Consider the following 24,333-nt stretch of genomic DNA (forward strand, 5'->3'; position numbering starts at 1 on the left):
AAGTACGAACCGCGAAGACGCGAAGTACACGAAGGAAGAGGCAAAAAGGAATAAGTAATAAAAGCAAGGGTTTCAGTAATTAAGAATGCTTGATGGTTGCTATCAAAATTCAGACATTTGTTAGGCGGGCGAAGTGTAGCAGAGGGGATTTCCTCTGCTACACTTCGCTGAACACTTTACTAATTACAGTGCTCCGGCTGCTGTTTGGTCAAAAACGCCGCCGCTCAAATGAGTTGTCACATTCATCGCTTGTAATACCGGCAAACCATCGGGGCCGTGGGGATAATCAATCACGCTAACGGCTCCGTTTCCTTGTTTGAATTTCCAGAAATGTTCTGGTTCCAAACCGAATAGGTGGCAGAGAATAGCTTTGTTAATGGCATCGTGAGCAACGACAATCCCAGTACCAGAAACTGATTGTACGATTTCTCGCCAAGATGCGATCGCCCGAGTCCAAACTTGCTGCAAATTCTCTCCTTCAGGCATTTGGACTTTTTCAGGAGATGTTTTCCATTCTTCTAGCAAACCCGGATAGGATTGTTCTATTTCTGATTCAAACTTTCCTTCCCAAAGTCCGTGGCTGATTTCTCTTAGCTCATCGCGCAGTTCCAGTTGCAAACCGCTGTGATATTTGAGAATTATTTCCGCAGTTTCTTTCGGGCGCAGCATCGAACTGCTGATCGCAAAATCTAATTTTACATCCTTGAGAAATTCTGCCGCCCGCCGGGATTGTTCGCGACCGTTATCGTTGAGAGGCACGTCAATTTGCCCCTGAAATTTACCTGCTTTATTCCAGTCGGTTTCGCCGTGACGTACCAGCAACAAGCGCGGGCCTCGGTGTCCGTCCCTCGGTTTGGGAAAAATTTCCCCGGTATGGGAGGTTAAATTCAGCGATTCTAATTGAACTGCAACTTTCTTTTTTGGCTGTCCTAGTTCGTCGTTAGTAACAGGAGAAGTTCCAAAATTAATGACGCTAATTCCGCAATTTGACTGTTGAATTGATTGATAGTAATCCGGGGTAATTTCCGACGCAGTGGCGATGAGAGCGCGGTTGATTCCGTTGTGACCTACTACTAGAATTGTGCCGTGCTGGTGACGCGATAAAAGTTCTTGCCAAAAATGACGGGCGTTAGCAAAAATTGCCAATACGGGAAAGTGTTCGATGTCTCCGTCAGCAGATGGCAGTTTCATGGAAAATTTGTCTGGCTGTCTTTGCCACTGCTGATATGCTTCGGGGAATTTGTCGATCGCATCTTGGCGCAACATTCCTTCCCACAGAGGCAAATCGATTTCCATCAAATTATCAGTTGGCTCGAGTTGTGGCGGATTTGTCAAGCGCGACAGGATGATTTCCGCTGTTTCTTTGGCTCGTTGCAGGGGACTGGTATAGGCTGCATCAAAGGCGATACTGCTGAGTGTGTCGCCTACTTGCAGGGCGGCGCTGCGGCCTGCTTCTGTCAAAATCGATTTATCCAGGCGGCCTTGGATGCGGCGTTCTTGATTGTAGGTGCTTTTGCCGTGACGGACTAAGATAATGCGAGTCATTCGATTTTAGATTTTAGATTTTAGATTTTAGATTTAGCCTGCTACCCCGCTGCGGGTGTGCAGTACGCACCTTACCCATACATGGCGGGTCAAGGATTTGTGGCGTAAGTCTTGTTGAGGCGAGTCAAAAAGATGAGCCAGTGAAATTTTACCAGTTGTCGGGATACTCTCGTCTGCAACGACCTATGATTAAAGACGGAAAAGATTTAGCCACGGATTCGCGCGGGACGGAAAAGCAGGAATGACATTGAAGCGGGTGATTTTAGGTATTTTAACGGCGATCGCGATCGCCCTGGTCGGTTTATCTTTAGTTGCTAGTTGGAACCAGCCGCAAATTCAAAGTCGGCTGGAACTCTACCAGACAAATTTGCTGCTTCACGCCTCCGAGTGGCAAGGAGAAAATAATCAGAGTGCTAATTTAAGTTCGGCGCGCAACAATATTGTCGGTGCAGATCCTTTAAATACGGCTTTGACGCAATATCAAGAAGCGCGAGACTCGACTCGCAAAACTCTCGAAACAACTCAAGCACAATTTAAAGAAATTCAGTCGCCCGTCGCCTCCAAGTCTGATGATAATACTCTGAATTCTGCTCAAACTAAGGCTTTGTCAGAGTCGATCGAGCAACAGTCAGCGCTGCTAAACGAACTTGACTTGCGCTTAGGAATTTTGCAGGCAAGCAGCGGGAAAACTCAGGCGGCGATCCAAACTTGGAAAAATTTAGTTGAGCGGTACAACACTCAAATTGATTACGACGCTTCGGCGGTAACTGCTAAAGTTTTAACGGGAATTTGGAGCAATCCGGCTCAACTGCTGCCGGATGCCGAGCCGAGCATTCAAAAGTCTTTGGATGGCTGGTTTCGCTATCGCGCTCTGGCTCAACTTTACAAGCTGCAAGAACGTTCTAAAGAACTGGTGGCGCTGCAAGCAGCAGAGCAAGTAACGGCTGAGCAAGCTGTAGAAAAGTTGGCAATTATAGTTGGCGTTCCGGCGATCGCACTTTGTATTGGTACGGTTTTGCTGGTTGGTTTGACCGTGCAGTGGCTGTTGCAGCGGAAGCATTTAGATACAGCAGGTTCCGGCCCGGTGTTGGCGCGAAATGCGAGCTTGACTTGGGATGTGCCTTGGGATGGTGAGATTGTTTGGCAGGTGCTTGTGGTCGGCTTTTTCTTTGTCGGGCAAATCTTGATTCCCTATTTGTTGCTGCCGGTTTCTCTGGCTGTTTTAAAACTCAATCCTGCTACTTTTGACCCGCGCGACAAGGCTTTTTATATCTTTGCGACTTATTTGTTGCTGTCGGCTGGGGGGCTTTCGGTACTGTATTTTTCGGTCAAGTCTTTTTTGCCTTTGCCGGAAGGTTGGTTTCGGATTAATTGGCGGGGAAATTGGTTTTTGTGGGGTTTTGGCGGCTATTTTGTTGCTTTGCCTTTGGTAGTTTTGGTGTCGCTGATCAATCAGCAATTCTGGCAGGGACAAGGTGGCAGCAATCCGATTTTGCCGATCGTTCTTGAAGGTAGGGACAACGTGGCTTTGGCGGTGTTTTTCGGCACTGCTGCGATCGCCGCTCCGGTTTTTGAGGAAATCGTGTTTCGGGGCTTTCTGCTGCCTTCTCTGACTCGCTATTTGCCTGTTTGGGGGGCGATCGCAGGTTCTGCTTTCTTGTTTGCCGTGGCTCACTTGAATGTGTCTGAGATTCTGCCTTTGGCGACTTTGGGTGCGGTTTTGGGGTTTGTGTACACGCGATCGCGCAATCTCCTGTCTCCTATGCTTCTCCACAGTCTTTGGAACAGCGGTACTCTCCTGAGTCTGTTTCTTTTGGGCGGCGGCGCGAGTTAATTCGGGCGGTTGTTAATAATTGTGAATTAACCGGTTTATTGTGACAGTGCTCGTGCGGCCGATCGACTCTTGCCAAAAACAGCAGTAGGGTGCTCGGTGCGCCCCTTATATCTAGTCCGGTAAAATAACCCGAATTCCAGTATGGGCGGGTTCACCCTAATCTGTAATCTCAGCAACAGATCCAGATCGACCCGCCCCGGTCGCTTACTTTAGCGGAAAAACTTGGTTTAACATGGAAGTAATATCTTGTCCGCTGATGATTGAGAGACTGACCCGGGCGATCGCACCAAGCGGAAGTTGACAATCCGACCAATTTCTAGCTAAATTTTAATTTAGGATGAGGGTTAAACCCAATGAGCAATTTTAACAGCCGCAAGTTAGAGGGAACGCCGAGTTGGATGCGTTTCGCACCCTACGCAGCCCTAGGCATTTTAATATTTTCTCTCAATTCAGGCAGCGAACTCAATTATTTCTTGAGAGGCTACTTGGTCATTCTAGAGGCTCAAGCCGGTATAGTTCTGCTGTATTTTGCGATGTCTAAGTTTCGCAAAAACCCAAATAAATGAGTAAAAATTAGTAAGATTACTTAGCTCGATCGTTTAAGGTCGATAGTTAAAGGTCGAGCGCGGAAGTTCAAATAAAAAAACTGGGGAAAGTAAAAATGGTAAAAGATAAAACCGTAGCAGTTGTGTTAGCTTTCTTTGTTGGAGGTTTCGGAGTTCACAAATTTTATTTGGGCAATAACTTAGCAGGGGTATTATACTTGCTATTTTCTTGGACATTAATTCCGTCACTGATCGCATTTTTCGATTTTATCGGCCTGCTGTTGATGTCGGAACAAGCTTTTCAGGTACAGTACAATGGCGGAATGTTGCCGTCTGGCTATGTCCTCAGAGCGGCAAAAGATGTAACAGGGGCGATCGGCGAATTGAAAAAACTTTACGATATGGGCGCAATTACGGCCGAAGAATATGAAGAAAAACGCCAAAAATTGCTGCGAGAATTGTAATTAAGAAGTAAGTTCGGCAACGGATTCTGTAACGGATGTAACGGATGTAAAGGATAGAAGGAAGAAGTCCGATGGAAGTCGGAAGAAGGAAGAAGGAAGAAGGAAGAAGTCCGATGGAAGTCGGAAGAAGGAAGAAGAAAGCCCACTATTAAAAAAGTGGGATTGAAATAAGTAAGTGTGAGATCACAGCTATTTAAGGATAAAATTAAAGTGTCTCAAGATTTATACTGGCTGCGTCAAACTCCAAACTGGGTGTGGTATGCTTTTATTCCCTACTTCGGCGGATTGGCGATCGCCTATGCAGGCCAAAAGTCAAATATTCGCAGTTGGATGGGATGGGGTGTTGTCATTACTTTAGCAGCACTAGCGGTATCTTCTTCAGTTAATTTGGGTACGCTCGTTTGGATCGCTCAAATTGTCACTGCTTTTAGTTTGAAAAAGCGCTATCTGATCAAAACCGCACCCAGAGGTTTACTGGTTCCGGCAACTGCAACCAATGCCGAAGAACTGGCAAACGTGCGCGGCAAAATAGATATTAACGAGTGTACCAAAGACGATATGGTCAGAATCTTGGGTTTGCCGATCGTCTACGCCAACGATATTGAATCTTTGCAAAACGAAGGCTACATTTTTACCCACGCCGAAGAGTTATCAGAAATAGCCGGAGTTCCCGAAAGTCACGTCAGACGCATCGCCCCGATGATTTGCTTCAGCTACAATTATCAAAAAGAATTGCAGTTTACTTGGAAACGGTTAAATATTCTTTCGTCGGAAGAGTTAATCGCCAGCGGTTTAGATCGGGTTGTTGCCGAAAAAATAGTTAGAGAAAGGCAGAGAAAAGGCGCTTACAAATCAGTTGTCGAAGTCAAGCGGCGGACGGGACTGCCTTTTGATTCATACCGCCATATTTGTTAATTTGCCGTTGTTAGCACAAACAACTTATGACAACAAAATTAGAAGTTGACAGACAAAAATTGTATGATACAGATTACCTCCGATGGATTGAAATCACTGTGGAAAAGTTGCGGGTTCGCGACTATTCAAACATCGACTGGGAAAATCTAATTGCAGAAATAGAAGACATGGGGCGAAGTGAACGCCGGAGTTTAGAAAGTAATCTGGTGGTAATTCTCCTGCACTTGCTCAAGTGGCAATTTCAACCGGATCAAAGAAGCGGTAGTTGGAAAGGCAGCATTGTCGAACATCGCAGACGCATTCGCAAAGCTCTGAAAGATTCCCCCAGTCTCAAACCCTATCTTGAAGAGGTCTTAGTTGAATGTTATGCGGATGCAGCAGAACAAGCAAGTGCTGAAACTGGATTGCCTGTAGAAACGTTTCCGCAATTATGTATGTACACTTCTGTCGATGTTCTAGATTCTGACTTTCTGCCAGATTTTCTGCCAGATGAGATGATTCAAGGGTAGTATGGCAAAAAACTCGATCGCCTCCTGGTAATTGACATTCAATGCACCTGCTAGCAAAAATCTCCCCCACCAGGCGGGCCCAGCAAAATTATTAAAAAAGTATTTATCGTCTTGACATTTACACAGAATAATGATATTAAAATATATTGATGAAACCCGTACTTTTCCCTAGCATCAACTCCAAGACGGGGTAAGTTTTCAAGACGATGCCTTAAATATCAGTGGTATCCTATCAGAATTATTATTGAAACGCAGAACGACACAATAGTAGCAGTAACGCTAAAATCACACTTATGTCTGACTCTCCTCCATCTCAAATCTCCCCAGAAGCAGCACCGGAAAGTGCTGCTACCGAAAACCGCACTGCCAAAACTCGGCAACTGTTGGGCATGAAAGGGGCCGCTAGCGGAGAAACATCCATCTGGAAAATTCGCTTGCAACTGATGAAACCGATTACCTGGATTCCCTTAATTTGGGGCGTGGTGTGCGGGGCGGCGTCTTCTGGAAACTATGTTTGGAACCTAGAGAATTTCTTGATCGCAGCAGCTTGTATGTTGATGTCAGGGCCGTTGCTGGCCGGGTACACTCAAACTTTGAACGATTTTTACGATCGCGACATCGACGCCATTAACGAGCCCTACCGTCCGATTCCCTCCGGTATCATCTCGATTCCCCAAGTAGTCACGCAAATTTTGGTATTATTAGCCGCAGGCTTTGCGGTGGCTTATGCTCTAGACTTGTGGGCGGGTCATGAATTCCCGATAATGACTGTTTTGACTCTCGGCGGCGCGTTTCTAGCTTATATCTACTCTGCGCCCCCGCTGAAACTCAAGCAGAATGGCTGGTTGGGAAATTATGCCCTGGGTGCTAGCTACATTGCCCTGCCTTGGTGGGCTGGTCAAGCTTTGTTTGGTACACTAGATCCAACCATTATGATTTTGACCCTGTTTTACAGTTTGGCAGGGCTGGGGATTGCGATCGTCAACGATTTCAAAAGTGTTGAAGGCGATCGGCAATTAGGGTTAAAATCTTTGCCAGTGATGTTTGGCATCGGCACCGCAGCTTGGATTTGCGTGTTGATGATCGACATATTTCAAGCTGGGATTGCAGGCTACCTGATCAGTATCCACCAAAACCTTTACGCTGTGATTCTCCTGCTGCTGATAATTCCCCAAATCACTTTTCAGGATATGTACTTTTTGCGTAATCCCCTGGAAAATGATGTTAAATATCAGGCAAGTGCTCAGCCTTTCTTGGTTTTGGGTATGCTGGTAGCAGCCTTGGCACTGGGTCATGCGAGTTAAGCAGAGTTGGGAGGTTTGAGTTAAAGAGTTTTTAATTCAAAAAATCTAATTCAATTAGAAAAAAAATACCAAACTCCGCAGCGTTAAGAAAAGTTTTGAATTTAGAGTTTTGAATTAAAAAATTTTGAATTCAAAAAAAAATAATTCAAGGCAGCGTGTTATTCAAGAAAAAATGTCGAATTAAAAATTAAGAATTGAAGAAAGCTAGCTTTGTGAATTTTTAATTTTTAATCGGACTTGATGAGGTTTGAAGGTCTGAACGTGGCAGAATTTTTCTCAAATATCAAAGGTAAATGGAGCAAAGTCACTAACGCAATAAGCGGTAATTCTGATCGAGAACCGCCGAAGGCTGCGAAGGGTAATAAGCTCAACTCGCCCGAACCCGAGGCGGAATTTTTTACACGGACAACGGCGGCCGGATCGGAGTATGTGGTAGAAGAAGATCCTGCACCCCTAGAAGAGTCGGAATTAAATTGGGAATTAGACCCGGAAATTCAAAGGTATCAAATAGTTAAGCGCGATTGGGAAGGGTTGAAGCGCTTAATCGCTTGGTTGGAAATTGAACCTCAAGTTACCAGCTTGCAAACTAAGGGAAAAAAATTGTTGCGGCCGGGATTAAGTTTGCTGGGAACTAAATTACCCCAAAAATCGGATAGTAACGAATTGCCGGAAAATAGCGCACCGCAGAAGACCGAATTGCAGAGACATACGGAACTACAGGAAAATAGCGCACCGCAGGAAAATAGCGCACCGCAGGAAAATAGCGCACCGCAGGAAAATACTAAAAAACGGATACCTCGCGGTCCTAGATTTTGGATAGGTTTAGGTGTTGCTAGTATAGGCGGGGGCGCTTTAATCTACTGTTTATGGATTTTGTACACATTAGACAAAGGTTTGCCGGATGTTAACGATTTGTCAGCCTTTAACCGCGACGGAACGCTGACAATTAAGGCGGCAGATAATACGATTTTGTTGCAGTCGGGGCCTGCAACTAGAGATAAACTGAAACTTAAAGAAATTCCCGAACTGTTGGTTAAAGCTTTTATTTCCATAGAAGACCGCCGTTTTTACAAACATCGCGGGGTGGATTATCAAGGTATTGTGCGATCGATTGTTTCTAATTTGATAGCGAGAGATTTAGTCCAGGGCGGCAGTACAATTACGCAACAATTGGCTCGCGTTGTTTTTCTAAATCAGGAAAGAAGTATTAGGCGGAAGGTTCGGGAAGCTCTTTTAGCTCAGAAAATTGAGCGAGAGTTGAATAAAGACCAAGTTTTAGAAAGATATTTAAATTTGGTTTATTTGGGTTCGGATGCCTACGGAGTGGCAGATGCAGCAGCGGTTTTCTTTAGCAAAACTGTCGATAAATTAACCTTGGCAGAGATGGCAACTTTGGCGGGTTTGCCGCCGGCACCAAGCGAATATTCGCCTTTGGTTAACCCGGATATAGCTAGGAAACGCCGCAATCTTGTGCTGCAAGAAATGCAGGAAGCTAAGGTAATTACAGAGGCTCAGGCGAAGGAGGCGATGGCGGAACCTATGGCGGTTAAACCAAGTGCCCCGAAGCGATTTAAAGTAGTTGCGCCTTATTTTGCTAGTTACATTCGGAAGGAATTGCCGCGCTATGTTTCTCAGGATGCTTTGGAAGCTGGCGGTTTGACTGTCGAGACGACGGTGGATTTGAAGTGGCAGAAAATAGCGGAAAAGGTGGTTAAAAATGCGATCGAAGTTGATGGCCGCAGTCAGGGTTTTGAACAGGCAGCTTTAGTTTCTATGGACACTAAGACTGGGGAAGTTAAGGCGCTGGTGGGGGGCGGGAATTTTAAGGAAAGTCAGTTTAATCGCGCTACCCAGGCTTTGCGGCAGCCCGGATCGACGTTTAAAGGGTTGGTTTATGCCGCGGCGATGGCGGCTGGTTTTTCTCCCTATGACAGTTACGAAGACGAACCAATTATTATCGACGGTTATCAACCGAATAATTATGGCAAAAAATTTAGCGGTTGGCGATCGATCTCTGATGCTTTGACGCGTTCGGTGAATGTCGTAGCTGTGAAGGTGTTGATGGATGTGGGGTTTGAACCGGCGATAAAATTAGCCAATGATATGGGAATTAAGTCTAAATTGAGTCCGATTTATTCCCTGGCTTTGGGTTCTTCGGAGGTGAATTTGCTGGAGTTAACCAATGCTTACGGTACCTTAGCATCGCAAGGGAATTTTATTGAAGCCCACGGCATTACTCGGGTGATTAATCAGCGGGGAGATGTGATTTATCAGGCTAATTTTAAACCGAAGCGGGTTTTGGATAAGGATAGTGCTGCGATTACTACTTGGATGTTGGAGGGTGTTGTGCAAGACGGTACGGGGGGGCCTGCTGCTTTGGACGATCGCGCTGTAGCGGGCAAAACTGGTACTTCGGAAAATGTCAGGGATTTGTGGTTTATTGGTTACATTCCACAGGTTGTGACTGGGATTTGGCTGGGGAATGATGACAATTATCCGACTTGGGGAACTAGCGGTACGGCTGCGTATAATTGGCGCGATTTTATGAGTCAAGCTGTTAAGGGAATGCCGGTTGAGAAGTTTCCGAAGTTGCCGGAGTTGGAGGGCCGCAAAGGCAGTATTAAGGCCAAACCGGTGCACCCTAATAGGATTATTCGGGGGATGATTGTGAATGAGGATGGGGCGATCGTACCTTACAATCCTAATCCTGAACCGAAGTATTACCCACCGCAAGAACCTGCTTATCAAGAGCCTGCTTATCAAGAACCTGCTTATCAAGAACCTGCTTATCAAGAGCCTGCTTATCAAGAGCCTGCTTATCAAGAACCGGGATATTAAACTATCGGTTTGGAGTAAGGACTTTACTCCTTTTTCAATTGCTTTAGCCTTACCATAAAAAAGCCGTCCATGTGATGTCTGTGCGGCCACACTTTCACCCATCCTTCGGGTGATGGCTGTACGGGTAAATCAATTGTTGGCGGTTCGATTTGCCAGTTAGGATTGCTGTCTAAGAACGATCGAATAACTGTTTCATTTTCCAAGGGATGAATTGTGCAAGTTGCATACACTAATACGCCGCCGGACTTGACAAATGTCGCTGCATTTGCTAGCAATTCCGATTGCAGTTGAGATTGTGTTTGAATGTTTTCCGGCGTGTGGCGCCAGCGGGCGTCGGCGCGGCGGTGGAGGGTTCCGAGGCCAGAACAAGGTGCGTCTAGTAAAACTCTGTCTGCGAGGTTAACAAACTCTGGGAAATGGCGGCTGTCTCCGGTATGAATTTTAATGGATTTCATCTGGAGTCTGTCTGCATTTTCTTTAAGTTTTTTGAGTCTGCTGGCGGTTTTGTCGCAGGCATAAATAGTGCCTGTATCCTGCATTAATTCGGCGCTGTGGGTGGTTTTTCCCCCCGGCGCGGCGCAGGCGTCAATGATAGTTTCCCCTGGCTGGGGCGCTAGTAAATGGGTGACTAATTGAGCGCTGCTGTCTTGGATTGTCCACCAACCTTCGCTGTATCCGGGGAGGTTTTGAATTGCGCCGATGCTGCCATTTAGTCTTAATGCTTGTGGCAAGTGTGGGATTCTGCTAGTTGATATGTTGTGGGTTTTGAAGGCAGCTTCGATTTGGGCGATCGAGCTTTTTAAGGGATTGATTCTCAGGTCAATTGTGGGGGATTGGTTGAACCATTCACAGAGTTGTTCTGTTTCGGTTTCACCTATTTGTTCGATCCACAATTCTATTAGCCAATCGGGGAAACTGTGGATAATTCCTAAGCGTTGAACTGGGTTTTCGGGTAATTTTAGAGAATTCAAACCCCCCCCAGCCCCCCCTTGGTAAGGGGGGGAGTTAGAGGTAGTTTTAGTCTCTGGTTGGTGTTGGGAATTTGCAACACTCTTAGCCCCCCCTTGGTAAACGGGGGGATTGGAAGTAGTTTCAGTTTCTGCTTGGTGAGGGGAATTAGGAACACTCTTAGCTTCTACTTGGTGAGGGAAATTAGGAACACTCTTAGCCCCCCCTTGGTAAGGGGGGGTTGGGGGGGTTAAACGGATGTATTGTCGCAACAAACCGTTGACAAAACTGCTAAGTCCTGAAAATCCGTTTTCTTTTGCTAGTTGAACGGTGGTGTTGACGGCGGCGGAGGGGGGAATCTGGTTGAGATATTCGAGTTGATACAAGCCTAAATGTAGGATGGTGCGGAGTTCTGGCGGTTGTTGGGAGGATTTCTTTGTTGCTAGTTTGTCGATGATAAAGTCGATCGATCGCATTCTCCTGACGCTACCGTAAACTAATTCTGTCACTAAACGCCGATCGAGGTCGTTGAGTTCAGAATTGCGGAAAGCGCGATCGAGTGCGGCATCTGCGAATGCACCGCGGCGGTGGACTTCGCGGAGTGCGAGAAAAGCTATTTGGCGGGGATTTTGCATGGTTAAGATATGGAGACCTAGAAACCGGGTTTTTTACGATAAGACGCGTTACAGCCCGCAGATTTGGTGAAAAACCCATTTTCCGATCGCCCGCGATTCGAGGACTATTATAATCTCAAATGTCCTCTGGATTTATGCCCATTTCTCGGAGTTTTTCTGAAAGGCGATCGGCTTTTTGCTGTACTAACTCTTTCTCCTGTCGTTCTTGTTCCATTTGTTGTCGTTCTTGTTCCATTTGTTGCTGCGCTTGTTCCATTTGTCTTGACAACTCCACATAAGACAAAAACTTCAGTCCGTCAGGACGATAAATTTCCAAGTCTCCCGATGCAGTTTCAAAACGTGTCTGCAAACGCGGACTTACCCAACCCTCCATTGATTCAATATAGTTGAGTTCTCCGTCACTTCGTAGCCAACCCATGAACTCATTATCCTCCGGATCGTAGACATAATATTCTTCGACTCCATAATTATCGTAGAACTTAAACAGCTTAAACATTGCTGTCATGCGGTTGCCGGGGGAGATGATTTCAAATACAACTTGCGGCGCAATATTATCTTCAAGCCACTGTTGGTAGGAACCTCTGTCACCTTTGGGTCTGCCAAAGACTACCATAGTATCAGGTGCTTGGCGAGTTTTGTTATCTCCTTCGACGGGATACCACAGCAAATCACCTGCTACAAAAACATTTTCGTTGTCTTTGAATAAGGCATCTATTCCGCCTTGAATTTTTACGATTAATTGGAACTGTTTCGTGTTGTCAGACATGGGTTTTCCGTCGCTGTCTGGGTAGATGATTTCTGGCAAAGTTTGAGTGGGAATTGTTGCTGTCATGGGGATGACTCCATTGCTAGTAGCATCAATTTCTATTTTACTCTAAAGTTGATTTTTCAGCTTGTTGTGGTTTGGTTGACACCAAAGGTTATAATAAATTGCGTTCTTCTTAGTTGATATACTCTTGCCTATGGGAGTTTTTTTTTAGTCTTGCGTGCACTTTCACAGCAGTCTCTACCGCACTTTCACGATCGTAAGTCTTAACATATTTTTGTCTGACTAATTTGGTCAAAATGAGGCGTATTAGCATTTTTGGGGCTTGATAGTAATGCTCGGTAGTTAGCCAGTTTTCTCCATCTAACTCAAAGCTATGGTAAGAAAAGTTAAAGAGACATCTGTAGTGGCCGCGAGCGATCTAAAAGTAAATCGTCATCAAAAATATAACTGCAACTGATGATTTAATGAGACACTATAATTTTAACTTTGATTTTAAAATCAACTATGCTATAATTGTGTTTAAGTAAAACTTGTTACAAAGTTTTGCAATTTCACTCGATAGAAGTAACTTGGTGCAAAGATTATGTATAATCACTATCAGCATACTACAACAAGGGTCATGGATAAAAAATGAGTTTACCTAGAGCAATAGGTCGCCAAAAAGAAGTCCTCTACCTGCCCCCACAAGGACACTTAGCTGTGCTAGGAACTGCTGGCAGCGGCAAAACAACTCTTGCCATTTTACGATCGGCTTATCTGGCAAGTTCCACGACAGAGCATTTCGGAAAGACGCTTTTAGTTACATTTAATAACACTTTGGTTTCTTACCTAAAACGCCTTCAAGACGACCAACTTGCTGATGTTGTCATCGAAAACTACCACAAATTTGCCAGAGGTTATCTGGCATCTCGTGGCAAGCTATCAAGAAAGTCGATTCTTGACCCCGAGCGACGCGAGGAGTTAGTTAAGCAAGCGGTGGAAACAGTTTCACGGAAACACGGACAAAATTGGCTCTTAAACAATCGTTTGCAAGTGTTTTCAGAAGAAATTCAGTGGATAATCCAACACGGTATTACTTCATTAGAAGATTATCAAAATTTTCACACTGTGGGACATATTGGCACTCGAATAGAATATAGCGAGCGGGAGCTAATGTTTGAAATATACCAAACTTATAGTAAGCTCCGCCAACAATTAGGTATGCAGTATGATTGGGATAATTTGGCTAGTGCTGTTTGTGCAGAATTAGATGCAGATCGGTCGCCACGTCGCTACCGACATATCATAATTGATGAGGGGCAAGATTTTTCTCCAGAAATGATTCGATCTCTAGCTAAAGCTATTCCTCCAAATGGTTCGTTGACATTCTTCGGAGATGTTGCCCAACAGATTTACGGACATCGTATGTCTTGGCGGGAGGCGGGATTAAACATCACAAAACCATGGGAATTTAAAGAAAACTACAGAAATACTAAGCAAATTGCCAAGTTAGGTCTGGCAATTTCTGAAATGCCATACTTTAGAGATGTGCGCGATCTCGTTGAACCAGTTTCTCCAAATGCTGATGGCCCACGCCCAACTATTGTTAAGTTCGCATCTATTCAGCAGGAAATCACCTTTATTGTTCAACAAGCTTCAGAGATAGCAAGAACCCAGAGTGTAGCAATTCTAGTACGTGATGGCCACTATGCAGATAGGATTATTCGGCAGCTTCAGAGAAGTGTTAATCTAGTAAATCTAGATTTAGATATCAAAGCATGGAAAACAGAACAGGGTATCCAATATTGCGGAACTTATCATTCAGCAAAGGGGCTTGAGTTCGGTACGGTTATACTGCCATTTTGCAACAATCAACTGTTGCCAGATCCTAAAGAAGTAACAGCTTTTGGCGAGACGGATGCAATGGCTAAAGCTGGACGTTTACTTTATGTGGGAGTTACGCGAGCTAGAAGTCGTTTAATCATAACTTATAGCGGAGAACTTACGCGCCTTCTGCCAACTGATGAGAGCCTTTACCTAAAAGTGTCACTATGATAGAAACGATTAAGCAAGAGGTAGAACGTCGAGTAATAACGCGGCTATGTCATTTTACCCCGTCGCGCAACCTGGTTCATATTTTGACTGGAACAACGGGAATTTTAGCGACAAAAAAGTTACAGACAGATGAACGTAGTGTTTTCACACCCACGGATCTTCAGCGATTAGATCGGCATGAAAATTACATCTGTTGTTCAATTGAATATCCTAATGCCTGGTATTTCGACCAGGCAAAGTCCAAAGATGAATTATTTAAGGATTGGGTAATCTTGTTCATCAACCCTAAGTACCTCTGGTTGCCCGGTACTCGATTCTGTCCGCGAAATGCTGCATCTGGTTATGGAAACCGTGTTGGAGAAGGTAAGGAGGCATTCTTATCCATGTTTGCTCAATCTGTCCCTGGAGCTTCTAACCAAACTTTTACCCGTTCTAACACTCATTTAGCTTGCTGTCCTACAGATAACCAGGCTGAAGTTTTAATACCAGACACAATTAGTATAGGAGATATTTTATCGGTCGCAGTACAAACTCACACCCAGGCAAAAAACGAAGCTGCACGCCTTAGTCTTTTACGTGTGCCGGAAGATAGATTCAATTTTGTAATTGCACCAACCCTGTTTGAAAAGTACAAATTAAGCCAATGTATTAGTTCGGGTAAACGACCCCAAGAAACACGTTGAACACAAAGGAAAGAAGCATGAACAATGATAACCGCTACCACCTAAATAGGATTTCCTTAATAGCCAAAGGACAAGGTGCATTCCTTGGTGCAGCAGTTGGCGATGCACTAGGTTGGCCGCAGGAACCAGAGGCGAAGAGAGTTGATAATAAAAATGCTGCTACAGAATCATCAAATGGATTTCAAAAATGGGTGCGGAAATCTGGTGGTCAATATTACCCGCATGAAGAGGTAATTCTTGCAGGGGAATACAGTGACGATACCCAATTAATACTATGCACGGCCAGAAGTTTACTGCACGGCGAAAAGTGGTGGCATTACTTTATCAAAAAGGAGTTGCCCACCTGGACTCGTTACGAACGGGGAGGTGGTGGAGCGACAAAAAGAGCAGCACAACTATGGCTCGCCGGACAAGAACCTTGGTCTTCGATTGAAAAGAATAAGAAGCAGTATTTTGATGCTGGCGGTAATGGTGTAGCGATGCGAATCATGCCACACTGTTTTTTAGGTGCAACCGATACAAATTTTGGAAATATTGCTAAAAATATTGTGGCTAATGGTGTATGCACTCACGGTCATCCTAGAGCTTTAGTTGGAGCACTTGCTTACGGTTTTGCCGTCTGGGTGGCGTTTCAAAAAACAGGTACTCTCAAATACGGTGAAATTATTGAGCAAGTATTGTCGGCAGTTAACTCGTGGTCAAAACTGCCAGATTTGGATAATATTTTCCCAAGTTGGAGACCTTCAGTTTTTGAGCTAAATGGCGAAAAATATGAAGAAATTTGGCAAAAAACTGTTACAGAAATGCTGGAACTTCTCGAACAATGTCAGGAGGGAATGAAGCATGGTGCACTTTCTGTTGAACAAGAAATACTTACTAAATTAGGATGTTTTAATCAAAGTATAAAAGGTTCTGGAACAGTAACCGCTGCTGCTTCTATCTTCCTGGCATCACGTTATGCTGCCGATCCATTTCACGGTATTGTAGAAGCTGGATTTGCTCGCGGTGCTGATACCGATACTGTTGCATCAATGACGGGGGGTATACTTGGTGCTTTGGCAGGAATAGAATGGTTAGGAAACAATGCAGAACAAGTTCAGGATGCTCGTTATCTCATGAAAATCGCAGAAGTTTTAAGTAGTAAAGAAACTCTGGTTAAAGACAAAAATTACGATGACACCCAAATTACAAAATCGCATCTTGCTTCTCTCATAGAAAAGCTAGAAAGGTCACAAATTGGTGATATGTTTCTATTTTTAGATGGCAGGGAAGTACAAACATCTGCACTCCTCAACCATCAATCTTTATCTAAAACGACAGTAGCAGTTTCTTGGAAGTTGACTGCTACTGACGGTCAGTCTTTGTATGTGAAGAAAGTTTCCCGGTTGAATCCTGAAAAAATCCTCACAACAAAGGAAACAGTTCATATTGACCTTCCTGCTAAAAGCATAGGTGAAACAGAGTTGCAAAAAGTCGATGTAACTAATATGGCAGTGAAACTACGAGTGCGGAACATGGAGAAATCGCGTTTTTTTTATGAAAGGGTATTAGGGTTAAGAGTCGAGAAAGAATCAAATTATTTGGTAAAATGTGGGAATATTGTTTTAGTTCCGTTAGATCCAGTTAAAAAACAGCGAGTCTCATCAGATAGTTTGACTTCAGACATGAGACAGACTATCTGTATAGAAGTTGAATCTTTAGAGGTGGTTTACAGTAATGTATGCCAAGTTGGAGCTAAAATTTTGAAGCCGACTTCTGAGAAGCAAGGATGGGTTCACTTCACTTGTCTCGATCCTGACGGTAATGCTGTTGAAATAGATCAGCCCATTATTTTTTAATTAAGGACAAATCATTTTTTAATTATTGACAAACAGCGATAAAATTGTTTGAAAATAGCACTCCACTGTTAACTGCTTCCCCGGCTCTGCCTGGGAACCGATATCCAGAGGCTCTGCCTCGCTTGTCTCAGACTCGCGGGGGGCTTTGAGACTTGCGGAAGGCAGAACCTCCAAATCTACGTCCCCAGGCAGAGCCGGGGAACAAGAAAAAATCTGAAAAATATGCTTTAAGACTTGTTACAATACACAAAACTTCATACTTTCCCCAACACTGGATGACCTTTTTCAACGCCTCCGAACCCCTAATCCGCTGCAAACAGGAACATCTCGACGTACAAGACCGCGAAGGCCTGTTACAACTCCGCTGGCAAATTGGAAATATTACTCTTTTCTCAGGACTTTATACCCGCATCGACCAAACTTTTCTGCTTTGGGGTTTGGTGACGGCCGGTATTTTTTTTACGGCTCAGTTTGTCCCGATCAGTTGGAGCTTTCAGGCGATTCTGTGGTCAACAGTGACTCTAATTGGCACTGCGGGAATGGCTGTTTTGACTTTGTTTTGGGTAAAAGTCGAGCGAGTTAGCTGGATTCTTTACTGTTGGGCGATTTTGATGATAACTGGTTTGGTTCTAACGGATTGCAGTATTTTTGCCGGTTGGGGAGGTTTGTTGCTGCATCTGTGCGATTTGTGGTTGGGGTTGAGCGCGATCGGCTATTTTTGTACGGGACTCGGTTTGCGATCGCGCACTTTTCTCCTGATTGGACTAACTCATTTATTTAGCATACCTGTATTAACATTTGTTGCACCTTGGCAATATCTAACCACAGGCATAATTATGGCTGGCTGTTTGTTGTTATTGTCCGAATTGCAGTGGGATATGCGTCCGCCGATCGACAATGCAATGCTAAGCGAAGAACAGAAAGAATTTAACCGAATTCAACAGCTAATGCGGCAAATAACCGCGACAGTACGCCAATAGGTCAAAAATTAAACAAGTGCCTTTCCTTCCCTCTTAACAAAAGGCGATCGGGGCAAAAAATGTAAAGAATTCTGTACAACAGCTAACACTTTGGACAAATCGCACACAATAGAAAGATACAGCATAAATAAAAAACAAACTTTAACCAGAACAGGTGTTTTGCTGTTTTACCTGTGAATCGCCAACCTCAGGAGAACGGTGTCCGGGAGGCGAGTGGTTAATAATGCTGTACTTGCGACGATAAAAGTTAATTCCGGTTAAGAGTAGTTGTTAAAACAAAAAAAGTGGTGCAGGGTTTTTACCGTTTCCCCTGCTTCGCAGTCTCTGAGGAGAGGCGAAACCCTCTACTAGAACAGCCTGACGAGATTGGCACAGGTTTTGACAGTTGCTCAGACCGATTTTTAAGTTCAGTGTTTAAGAAAATTGAGGAAATGCTCGCTTAGGAGCATTGCAGGACTTAGGATTAAATAAGTCCTGCTTTAGTTTGGGAAATTTAAGTTCTGTTTTACTCTGACGTGCGTTTTCGCAAAATCTCCCTTACTTCCATTAAAATCTGTCCCAACATATTTTTGCCGCTGCCATCTTGACCGCAACCCCAATAGTAATCACTAGGAGCATTTTCGACTATTTCCTCATCGCCAGTAGCTAGTAAAATTTCTTTAATTTCGGGATGAGTTTCAAATTTGCGGAGTACGGCTTTTCCCATGATATCATCTTTTACTTCTTCCCAATCTTTGCGGAGGGGACGAGATCGCTCTCGTCCCATTTTTGCTGCATCTTTGGGCGTTTTTACTTGGCGAATTTGGTCGCAGTCAGCCGTTGCGGGAAACTTTTGTGCTTGAAAATAATGCTCAGTAGTTGACCAATATTCTCCGTCCAACTCGAATCCATGACTGGAAAAATTAGAAAAACAGCCGTATTCGCTGCCAGTGGTGTAGAAGTAGATAGTCATAATGTCTCTGATTTTAACCGCCCTAATAATCTTGGTCGATCGTCAGCTTTACCTCTCTTGATTATCCACTATCTTCAAGCGCACATCAATATCTTCAAGATGGGAACCGATGTAAGATAGCAGGGCGTAGATGAATACGATCACCCCTACCATTTCCAAAATTTCCTCAACAGAAACCATTAAACCGTATATCAAGTTTCGCTGGCCTAGCGCATCTGCATAATAGCCACCAACCATTTCCATGCCAAGTGCTCCACCGACATATATACTGCCTGCTAGTAAAAAAAAGTCCCTTGTTTTCCGGGGTAGGTGCAGGAGAAACTTGAGATAAGCCAGTGCAGTAACCACAACAAAAATCGCCCCCGGAATTACCCAAATGAAGTAAAAAAATCCCCCTAAATGCAGTGCCTTTCGCAAGTCGTTAATAATTAATATTTCGTGCAGACTCAAGATTTCATCTAAAGAAAAAAATACATACATAAACCCCAGCGCTTTCCAGTGCCCAAAATAAGGATCGCCCTGCTTCTTCTTAGCACTAGCAATAATACCTAGCAAAATCGCACAAAACAACAAAGTAAATGATGAGTACCACGAAGGATAATTTATTTCTCTGTCTAAATTAAACAAATTAATCCAGCGTTCTTGATAGTTAAAACCGTACCGCAGAACTTGTACGATGCAACCAGCAACAGCAAAGAAGAACACCCAAATGCTGAGAGAGAAAGCAACTCTCTTCGGCGAAACAGAAATAAGGAATTTCATCAAGTTTTTGATAAGCTAGAACAAGCAAAATCAAACTATAAAGTAAAAAGTTACAAATCGCAAGAGCGGCGCAATCCGCGACCTCGGATTTTTATCTACAAAAAATAACCAATCACTGACAATGCACGTTCAAATTGAAACCTTCACTGTCCGCAAGCGGTTTGCCCTTACCATCAGCCGCGGTACAACAGCCCAAAGTACCAATTTATGGGTGAAGCTAGAACACGAAGGCATCGAAGGCTGGGGAGAAGCTTCGCCGTTTTCCACAGGTTCTCGGCCCCAAACTACCGAAATTCTGCTAGCCGCATTGCAGGAAGTTGCACCGCTGCTAGAAAAGTTTACTCCATTCGATCGCCAAAAAATCGCCCAAGTATTAACAGAGGTCAACTTACCCTCAGCCGCCCGCGCCGGCATCGACATGGCAATGCACGACTGGCTGGGGAAAAAAGCAGGCTTGCCGCTGTGGAAAATGTGGGGATTAGATCGATCGCGTATCGTCGCCACCTCCGTCACAATCGGCATTAATTCGCCGTCTGGTGCAAGAGAAAGAGTGCGCGATTGGTTTAGCAAAGATGCTACAGATCCAGGAAGCATCAAATACCGCGCCGTTAAGGTTAAATTAGGAAATCCCGCAGGAATCGAAGCCGATAAAGCTATGTTAATAGCAGTGCTAGATGAAGCACCAGCTAACCTTAAAATTAGTGTTGATGCTAACGGCGGTTGGAGTTTGACCAGCGCGATCGAAATGTGTCGCTGGCTGGAAAAATACCAGATAAATTATGTCGAACAGCCGCTTTCACCCGTCGCCGATATGGATGAATTCTCAGAACTGTACCGTCAATCGCCCCTGCCAATTTTTGCTGATGAAAGTTGCTTTAATAGTTCCGATATACCCAAGTTAGCGCACTGCGTCCACGGCATCAATATCAAAATGATGAAGTCAGGCGGATTGACCGAAGCAATGCGGATGATTCACACAGCAAAAGCCTGCAATTTGCAAGTAATGTTCGGCTGCTATTCAGATAGCGCGATCGCAAATACAGCAGCAGCACAACTTTCACCGCTAGCTGACTATTTGGATTTGGACAGTCACTTAAATTTATTAGACGATCCTTTCACCGGTGCGATCGTCGAAAATGGGTGTTTGCTGCCAAACGCGCGATCGGGATTGGGAGTGCGGCGAATTGACATTGTAGAATAGAAGTATCGCTCAAAACACATCTGGAGATACTATGATGCCAGTGGAATCAATAGGAGAGCAAATTGATACAGAAGCCAAGATTTTCTTTGAAGAACACAAGCCACCGACTGATTTAATTTTTGATGATGGTGCAGAAATGGAAAGCAACCGCCACCGTATAGCAATGACCGTTTTAATCCGTTCCGTAGAACAAGGTTTAGCTAACCGGAACGATTTTTTTGTCGGTGGCAATATGTTTATTTATTACAGCGCTAAACAGATTCGGAATCAGGATTTCCGAGGCCCGGATTTTTTCGCTGTGTTGGGTGTTGACAGCAATACTTCCCGACAAGGCTGGGTAGTTTGGGAAGAAAACGGACGTTACCCGGATGTCATTGTGGAACTGCTGTCGCCGTCAACGGCAAATCAGGATACAGGCAAAAAAAAGGATATTTACGAGCAGGTTTTTAGAACTCCTGATTACTTTGTTTTCGATCCTTTCGAGCCGAATTCTTTGCAAGGATGGCGTTTAGATGCCACCCTGCGTTATCAGCCGTTAGTGCCCAACGAGCGGGGTTGGCTGTGGTGCGAAACGTTAGGTTTTTGGTTGGGTACTTGGGAAGGAATTGTCGATCGAGAAACAGCGACTTGGGTGCGTTTTTTCGATGAATCTGGCAATTTAGTTTTGTTGCCGGAGGAAGCCGCTCAACAACAAGCGGAAACCGCTCAACAACAAGCCGAAGCCGCTCAACAACAAGCCGAAGCCGCTCAACAGCAAGCCGAAGCCGCTCAACAACAAGCCGAAGCCGCTCAACAGCAAGCGGAACAGGAACGCCAGCGAGCCTCGCGACTAGAGGCCAGATTGCGAGAATTGGGAGAAGATCCGAATGATCTTACCCTGAACCCAAATCACAGCTAACACCCAATCGATTTTAGATTTTAGATTTTAGATTTTAGATTGAAGCTAAAATCTAAAATCGCCCGTATCAAAAGTGAATCAATGACTAAAAACTATCCCATCCAAAATCGCAAAGTTGCTATCTTGTTCCACGAGGGAATTCTCGGCAATTCCGGGAAAACAGGTTTAGCATTTTTGCGCTACAGCGAAGCACAAATTGTAGCAGTAATAGACCGCCAATGTGCCGGACAATCTTTACCTGAATTAACGGGCATTCCTCAACAAGTACCGATAGTTGCTTCCCTTGCAGAAGCACTGCAATTTGCGCCGGATATTCTGCTAATTGGTATCGCTCCTTCCGGCGGTGTTTTGCCTGCGGAATGGCTGCCAGAAATTAATCAAGCGGTAGCAGCAGGTTTGTCAGTTGTCAACGGTTTGCACGCGAAACTTGCACCTTTGATAACAGTTCCGTTAACCGAAAATCAATGGATTTGGGACGTGCGTCAGGAACCGAAATCTGTCGGTGCGATCGCCTCTGCCGCCGCTGCTAAATTAAGTTGTCGCCGCGTGTTAACCGTCGGCACAGATATGAGTGTTGGCAAAATGTCAACCAGTCTGGAACTCAATCGCATTTGCTTGCAGCGGGGTTTGCATTCCAAATTTTTGGCAACCGGACAAACTGGTTTAATGATCGGAAATGAAGGCATTCCTTTGGATGCAGTGCGAGTTGATTTCGCGGCTGGTGCTGTCGAACAAATGGCGATAAAATTGGGTTCTGAATGCGATATTCTGCACGTAGAAGGGCAAGGTTCGCTATTGCATCCGGGTTCGACGGCGACTCTGCCGCTGTTGCGGGGTTCGCAGCCAACTCACTTAATTTTAGCCCACAGAGCCGGACAAACTAGCATTCGCAATCACCCGCACGTATCAATTCCCAGGTTATCAAAAGTGGTTGAATTGTACGAAATGGTAGCCGCTGCTGCGGGTGCTTTTGCAGGGGGAAAAGTGAGCGCCATCGCCCTCAACACTCATCACTTAAATGAGGCAGATGCGCTGTTAGCAATAGCTGAAGTTGAAGCAGAAACGGGATTGCCTTGTACCGATCCGGTGCGGTTGGGCGCGGAGGTTTTGTGGGAGGCGATCGACAGTTGATATGCTACAATACGTATCAACTAATAAATAACTAGATAAAACTATGACACAAAGCATTCAAGCCAAAACACTGACCCTGCTAGATGTCGAAACAAAATTTAATTTTAAACTTTGTGAAGACGAGCAATTCTTCCGGGAGTGGATTGACGATTTACCGGAAATTAGCGATGACAAAAAGCGAGCGATCGACAACGTAAAAGCAGGTTATATCAACAGTGTCAAGTACGCGATGCTGGAAGATACCGTAAAAATGGTGGTACTGGCTCCCTTGCTATTTTTAGCAGATTTCTACTTGACTCCCTTTCACATAGAGGCAGAAAAATCAGTAGAACTGACTATTGAAGATGAAGATACAATTGTCAGGGGTAGCATCGATGTCCTGCTATTGCTGAAATCTTTTTGGGTAGTTGCGATCGAAGCCAAACGCTCTCAATATTCCGTTGAAGCTGGGCTTCCTCAGTTACTATTTTATATGCTGAATGACCCCAGCTCAGAACCAGTAACATTTGGGCTTCTGACAAATGGTAGCAGCTTTCGATTTATCAAAATGACCAAACGAGACACACCGCAGTATGCCGTCTCTAAACTTTTCGATATTGCGAATCCCGGAAATGAACTTTACGAAGTTTTTCGCATTTTGAAGCGGCTAGCTGGTATAATTTCTAGTGACAGCAGTTATACTTAAATACACCATATGGAACTCGACTCGGAAAATAACAATAAATTTACTAAAGCTCATTTTAGGGAATCATAATGAATGAAAGTTTTTTTTCGTTGCCGTCTGAATGCGCCATCCGCCCGGCCTGTGCTCAAGACATCAAATCAATTAGAATGTTAGTGTGGATCGCCAAACTCGACCCAACTCAGTTGCGCTGGGAGCAATTCTGGGTCATCGAATGTGAGGGAAAATTGGCAGCTTGCGGACAGTTGCGAAACTTTGCGGGCGCGCAAGAATTGGGCAGTTTGGTGGTAGCGAAAGATTGGCGCGATCGAGGTTTGGGAAGCTACCTCACAACATATTTAATTCAACAAGCTACAGAACCGCTATATTTAGAATGTTTGGGAAAGCGACTCGCATCATTTTATACTCGCTTTGGCTTCGTAGAAGCTGGATGGCAAGAATTGCCGCAGTCGCTTAAATTCAAGTTCGGTTTGTCTCAATTAGCTAAAACTTTATTCAAAATTCCTGTAACAATTATGCAGTATCAAGCAGGTTGTCTATAATTATGACTTTTATGAATTTAAGATTCTGAATTTATGAATGGATTTTAAGTTCGACCTGTTCAATAATTGGATAACAGGGTGCGATCGAGGTGCATCGATCAAAAACTCCTACCGCCTTCTGATATCTGGGTCATATCAAGTCTGTTCGCATCGGCATTATTCATATATCTCTTCTCTTAATCTACGTGAATCAGCGTCAATCCCTTGTCATCTGCGGTTAAAAAAATCTCTTGTTTAGACCGCAGATGCTGATTGACTGACAAAAGTTTAATGAGCCCAAACTACAGTAGTAGCTTGAAACTCAATTCGGTAAGTTCTTTGCTG

At 44.5% G+C, this 24,333-nt stretch carries 21 protein-coding genes; 16 read left to right on the forward strand and 5 right to left on the reverse strand.

Annotated features, from left to right (window positions below):
• Positions 1–183: 183 nt before the first annotated feature.
• Entirely contained in the window at positions 184–1,545 is a 1,362-nt protein-coding gene (locus QUA78_RS13680) for a histidine phosphatase family protein (RefSeq protein ID WP_333302008.1), read from the reverse strand.
• Positions 1,546–1,786: 241 nt separating this feature from the next.
• Between QUA78_RS13680 and QUA78_RS13685 the strand changes: the two genes are divergently transcribed.
• From QUA78_RS13685 to QUA78_RS13715, 7 genes are all read left to right on the forward strand, one after another.
• The gene (locus tag QUA78_RS13685) at positions 1,787–3,379 is read left to right on the forward strand and encodes a CPBP family glutamic-type intramembrane protease (RefSeq protein ID WP_333302007.1); all 1,593 of its coding nucleotides are present in this window, start codon (positions 1,787–1,789) and stop codon (positions 3,377–3,379) included.
• A 353-nt stretch (positions 3,380–3,732) separates the two neighbouring features.
• Positions 3,733–3,945 carry a hypothetical protein gene (locus QUA78_RS13690; protein WP_172188922.1) on the forward strand — a complete coding sequence of 71 codons (213 nt, stop codon included), beginning with the start codon at positions 3,733–3,735 and terminating at the stop codon, positions 3,943–3,945.
• Positions 3,946–4,040: 95 nt separating this feature from the next.
• Complete coding sequence (locus tag QUA78_RS13695; RefSeq protein WP_172188925.1) at positions 4,041–4,388, forward strand: NINE protein; 348 nt, start codon at positions 4,041–4,043, stop codon at positions 4,386–4,388.
• 210 nt (positions 4,389–4,598) lie between these two features.
• On the forward strand, positions 4,599–5,303 hold the full coding sequence (locus QUA78_RS13700; RefSeq protein ID WP_333302006.1) for a helix-hairpin-helix domain-containing protein: 705 nt from the start codon (positions 4,599–4,601) through the stop codon (positions 5,301–5,303).
• A gap of 26 nt (positions 5,304–5,329) precedes the next feature.
• A complete protein-coding gene (locus tag QUA78_RS13705) occupies positions 5,330–5,812 on the forward strand; it encodes a DUF29 domain-containing protein (RefSeq protein WP_333302005.1) in 483 nt (160 codons plus the stop codon).
• A gap of 293 nt (positions 5,813–6,105) precedes the next feature.
• Positions 6,106–7,116, forward strand: coding sequence for a chlorophyll synthase ChlG (gene chlG / locus QUA78_RS13710; RefSeq protein WP_333302004.1), 1,011 nt, complete (start codon positions 6,106–6,108; stop codon positions 7,114–7,116).
• A 240-nt stretch (positions 7,117–7,356) separates the two neighbouring features.
• On the forward strand, positions 7,357–9,954 hold the full coding sequence (locus tag QUA78_RS13715; protein ID WP_333302003.1) for a PBP1A family penicillin-binding protein: 2,598 nt from the start codon (positions 7,357–7,359) through the stop codon (positions 9,952–9,954).
• Positions 9,955–9,977: 23 nt separating this feature from the next.
• Here the strand turns inward: QUA78_RS13715 and QUA78_RS13720 are convergent, their stop codons facing one another.
• Both QUA78_RS13720 and QUA78_RS13725 read right to left on the reverse strand, forming a co-directional pair.
• Entirely contained in the window at positions 9,978–11,537 is a 1,560-nt protein-coding gene (locus QUA78_RS13720; RefSeq protein ID WP_333398866.1) for a 16S rRNA (cytosine(967)-C(5))-methyltransferase, read from the reverse strand.
• A 115-nt stretch (positions 11,538–11,652) separates the two neighbouring features.
• Positions 11,653–12,369 (reverse strand): Uma2 family endonuclease, encoded by a 717-nt coding sequence (locus tag QUA78_RS13725; RefSeq protein ID WP_333305848.1) that lies wholly within the window; start codon positions 12,367–12,369, stop codon positions 11,653–11,655.
• A 567-nt stretch (positions 12,370–12,936) separates the two neighbouring features.
• On the opposite strand from QUA78_RS13725, the gene QUA78_RS13730 reads away from it, so the two are divergent.
• The 4 genes from QUA78_RS13730 to QUA78_RS13745 all read left to right on the forward strand — a co-directional run bounded on the left by QUA78_RS13730 (position 12,937) and on the right by QUA78_RS13745 (position 17,841).
• Positions 12,937–14,340 carry a 3'-5' exonuclease gene (locus QUA78_RS13730; protein ID WP_333305850.1) on the forward strand — a complete coding sequence of 468 codons (1,404 nt, stop codon included), beginning with the start codon at positions 12,937–12,939 and terminating at the stop codon, positions 14,338–14,340.
• A complete protein-coding gene (locus QUA78_RS13735) occupies positions 14,337–15,023 on the forward strand; it encodes a DarT ssDNA thymidine ADP-ribosyltransferase family protein (RefSeq protein WP_333305852.1) in 687 nt (228 codons plus the stop codon). Before QUA78_RS13730 ends, QUA78_RS13735 begins: the two co-directional genes overlap by 4 nt.
• Before the next feature lie 17 nt (positions 15,024–15,040).
• A complete protein-coding gene (locus tag QUA78_RS13740) occupies positions 15,041–16,861 on the forward strand; it encodes an ADP-ribosylglycohydrolase family protein (protein ID WP_333305854.1) in 1,821 nt (606 codons plus the stop codon).
• Between the two features lie 275 nt (positions 16,862–17,136).
• Positions 17,137–17,841, forward strand: coding sequence for a hypothetical protein (locus tag QUA78_RS13745; RefSeq protein ID WP_333305856.1), 705 nt, complete (start codon positions 17,137–17,139; stop codon positions 17,839–17,841).
• Between the two features lie 505 nt (positions 17,842–18,346).
• Here QUA78_RS13745 and QUA78_RS13750 read toward each other — a convergent pair.
• Both QUA78_RS13750 and QUA78_RS13755 read right to left on the reverse strand, forming a co-directional pair.
• Positions 18,347–18,793, reverse strand: a complete 447-nt coding sequence (locus tag QUA78_RS13750) for an NADAR family protein (RefSeq protein ID WP_333305858.1) — start codon at positions 18,791–18,793, stop codon at positions 18,347–18,349.
• A gap of 48 nt (positions 18,794–18,841) precedes the next feature.
• Complete coding sequence (locus QUA78_RS13755) at positions 18,842–19,555, reverse strand: hypothetical protein (protein WP_333305860.1); 714 nt, start codon at positions 19,553–19,555, stop codon at positions 18,842–18,844.
• 121 nt (positions 19,556–19,676) lie between these two features.
• Here QUA78_RS13755 and QUA78_RS13760 point away from each other — a divergent pair, with 121 nt between their 5' ends.
• The 5 genes from QUA78_RS13760 (at position 19,677) to QUA78_RS13780 (ending at position 24,009) form a co-directional block, all read left to right on the forward strand.
• Positions 19,677–20,756, forward strand: a complete 1,080-nt coding sequence (locus tag QUA78_RS13760) for a dipeptide epimerase (RefSeq protein ID WP_333398867.1) — start codon at positions 19,677–19,679, stop codon at positions 20,754–20,756.
• A gap of 31 nt (positions 20,757–20,787) precedes the next feature.
• Positions 20,788–21,654 carry a Uma2 family endonuclease gene (locus tag QUA78_RS13765; protein WP_445302449.1) on the forward strand — a complete coding sequence of 289 codons (867 nt, stop codon included), beginning with the start codon at positions 20,788–20,790 and terminating at the stop codon, positions 21,652–21,654.
• A gap of 81 nt (positions 21,655–21,735) precedes the next feature.
• The gene (locus QUA78_RS13770) at positions 21,736–22,785 is read left to right on the forward strand and encodes a DUF1611 domain-containing protein (protein WP_333307197.1); all 1,050 of its coding nucleotides are present in this window, start codon (positions 21,736–21,738) and stop codon (positions 22,783–22,785) included.
• A 43-nt stretch (positions 22,786–22,828) separates the two neighbouring features.
• Positions 22,829–23,470: a type I restriction endonuclease gene (locus QUA78_RS13775; protein WP_333307195.1), complete on the forward strand. Its 642-nt coding sequence runs from the start codon at positions 22,829–22,831 to the stop codon at positions 23,468–23,470.
• A gap of 68 nt (positions 23,471–23,538) precedes the next feature.
• Positions 23,539–24,009 carry a GNAT family N-acetyltransferase gene (locus tag QUA78_RS13780; protein ID WP_333398868.1) on the forward strand — a complete coding sequence of 157 codons (471 nt, stop codon included), beginning with the start codon at positions 23,539–23,541 and terminating at the stop codon, positions 24,007–24,009.
• The last annotated feature ends 324 nt before the right edge of the window (positions 24,010–24,333 follow it).

It is taken from the genome of Microcoleus sp. K4-B3 (assembly GCF_036704615.1).
Lineage (GTDB): Bacteria > Cyanobacteriota > Cyanobacteriia > Cyanobacteriales > Microcoleaceae > Microcoleus.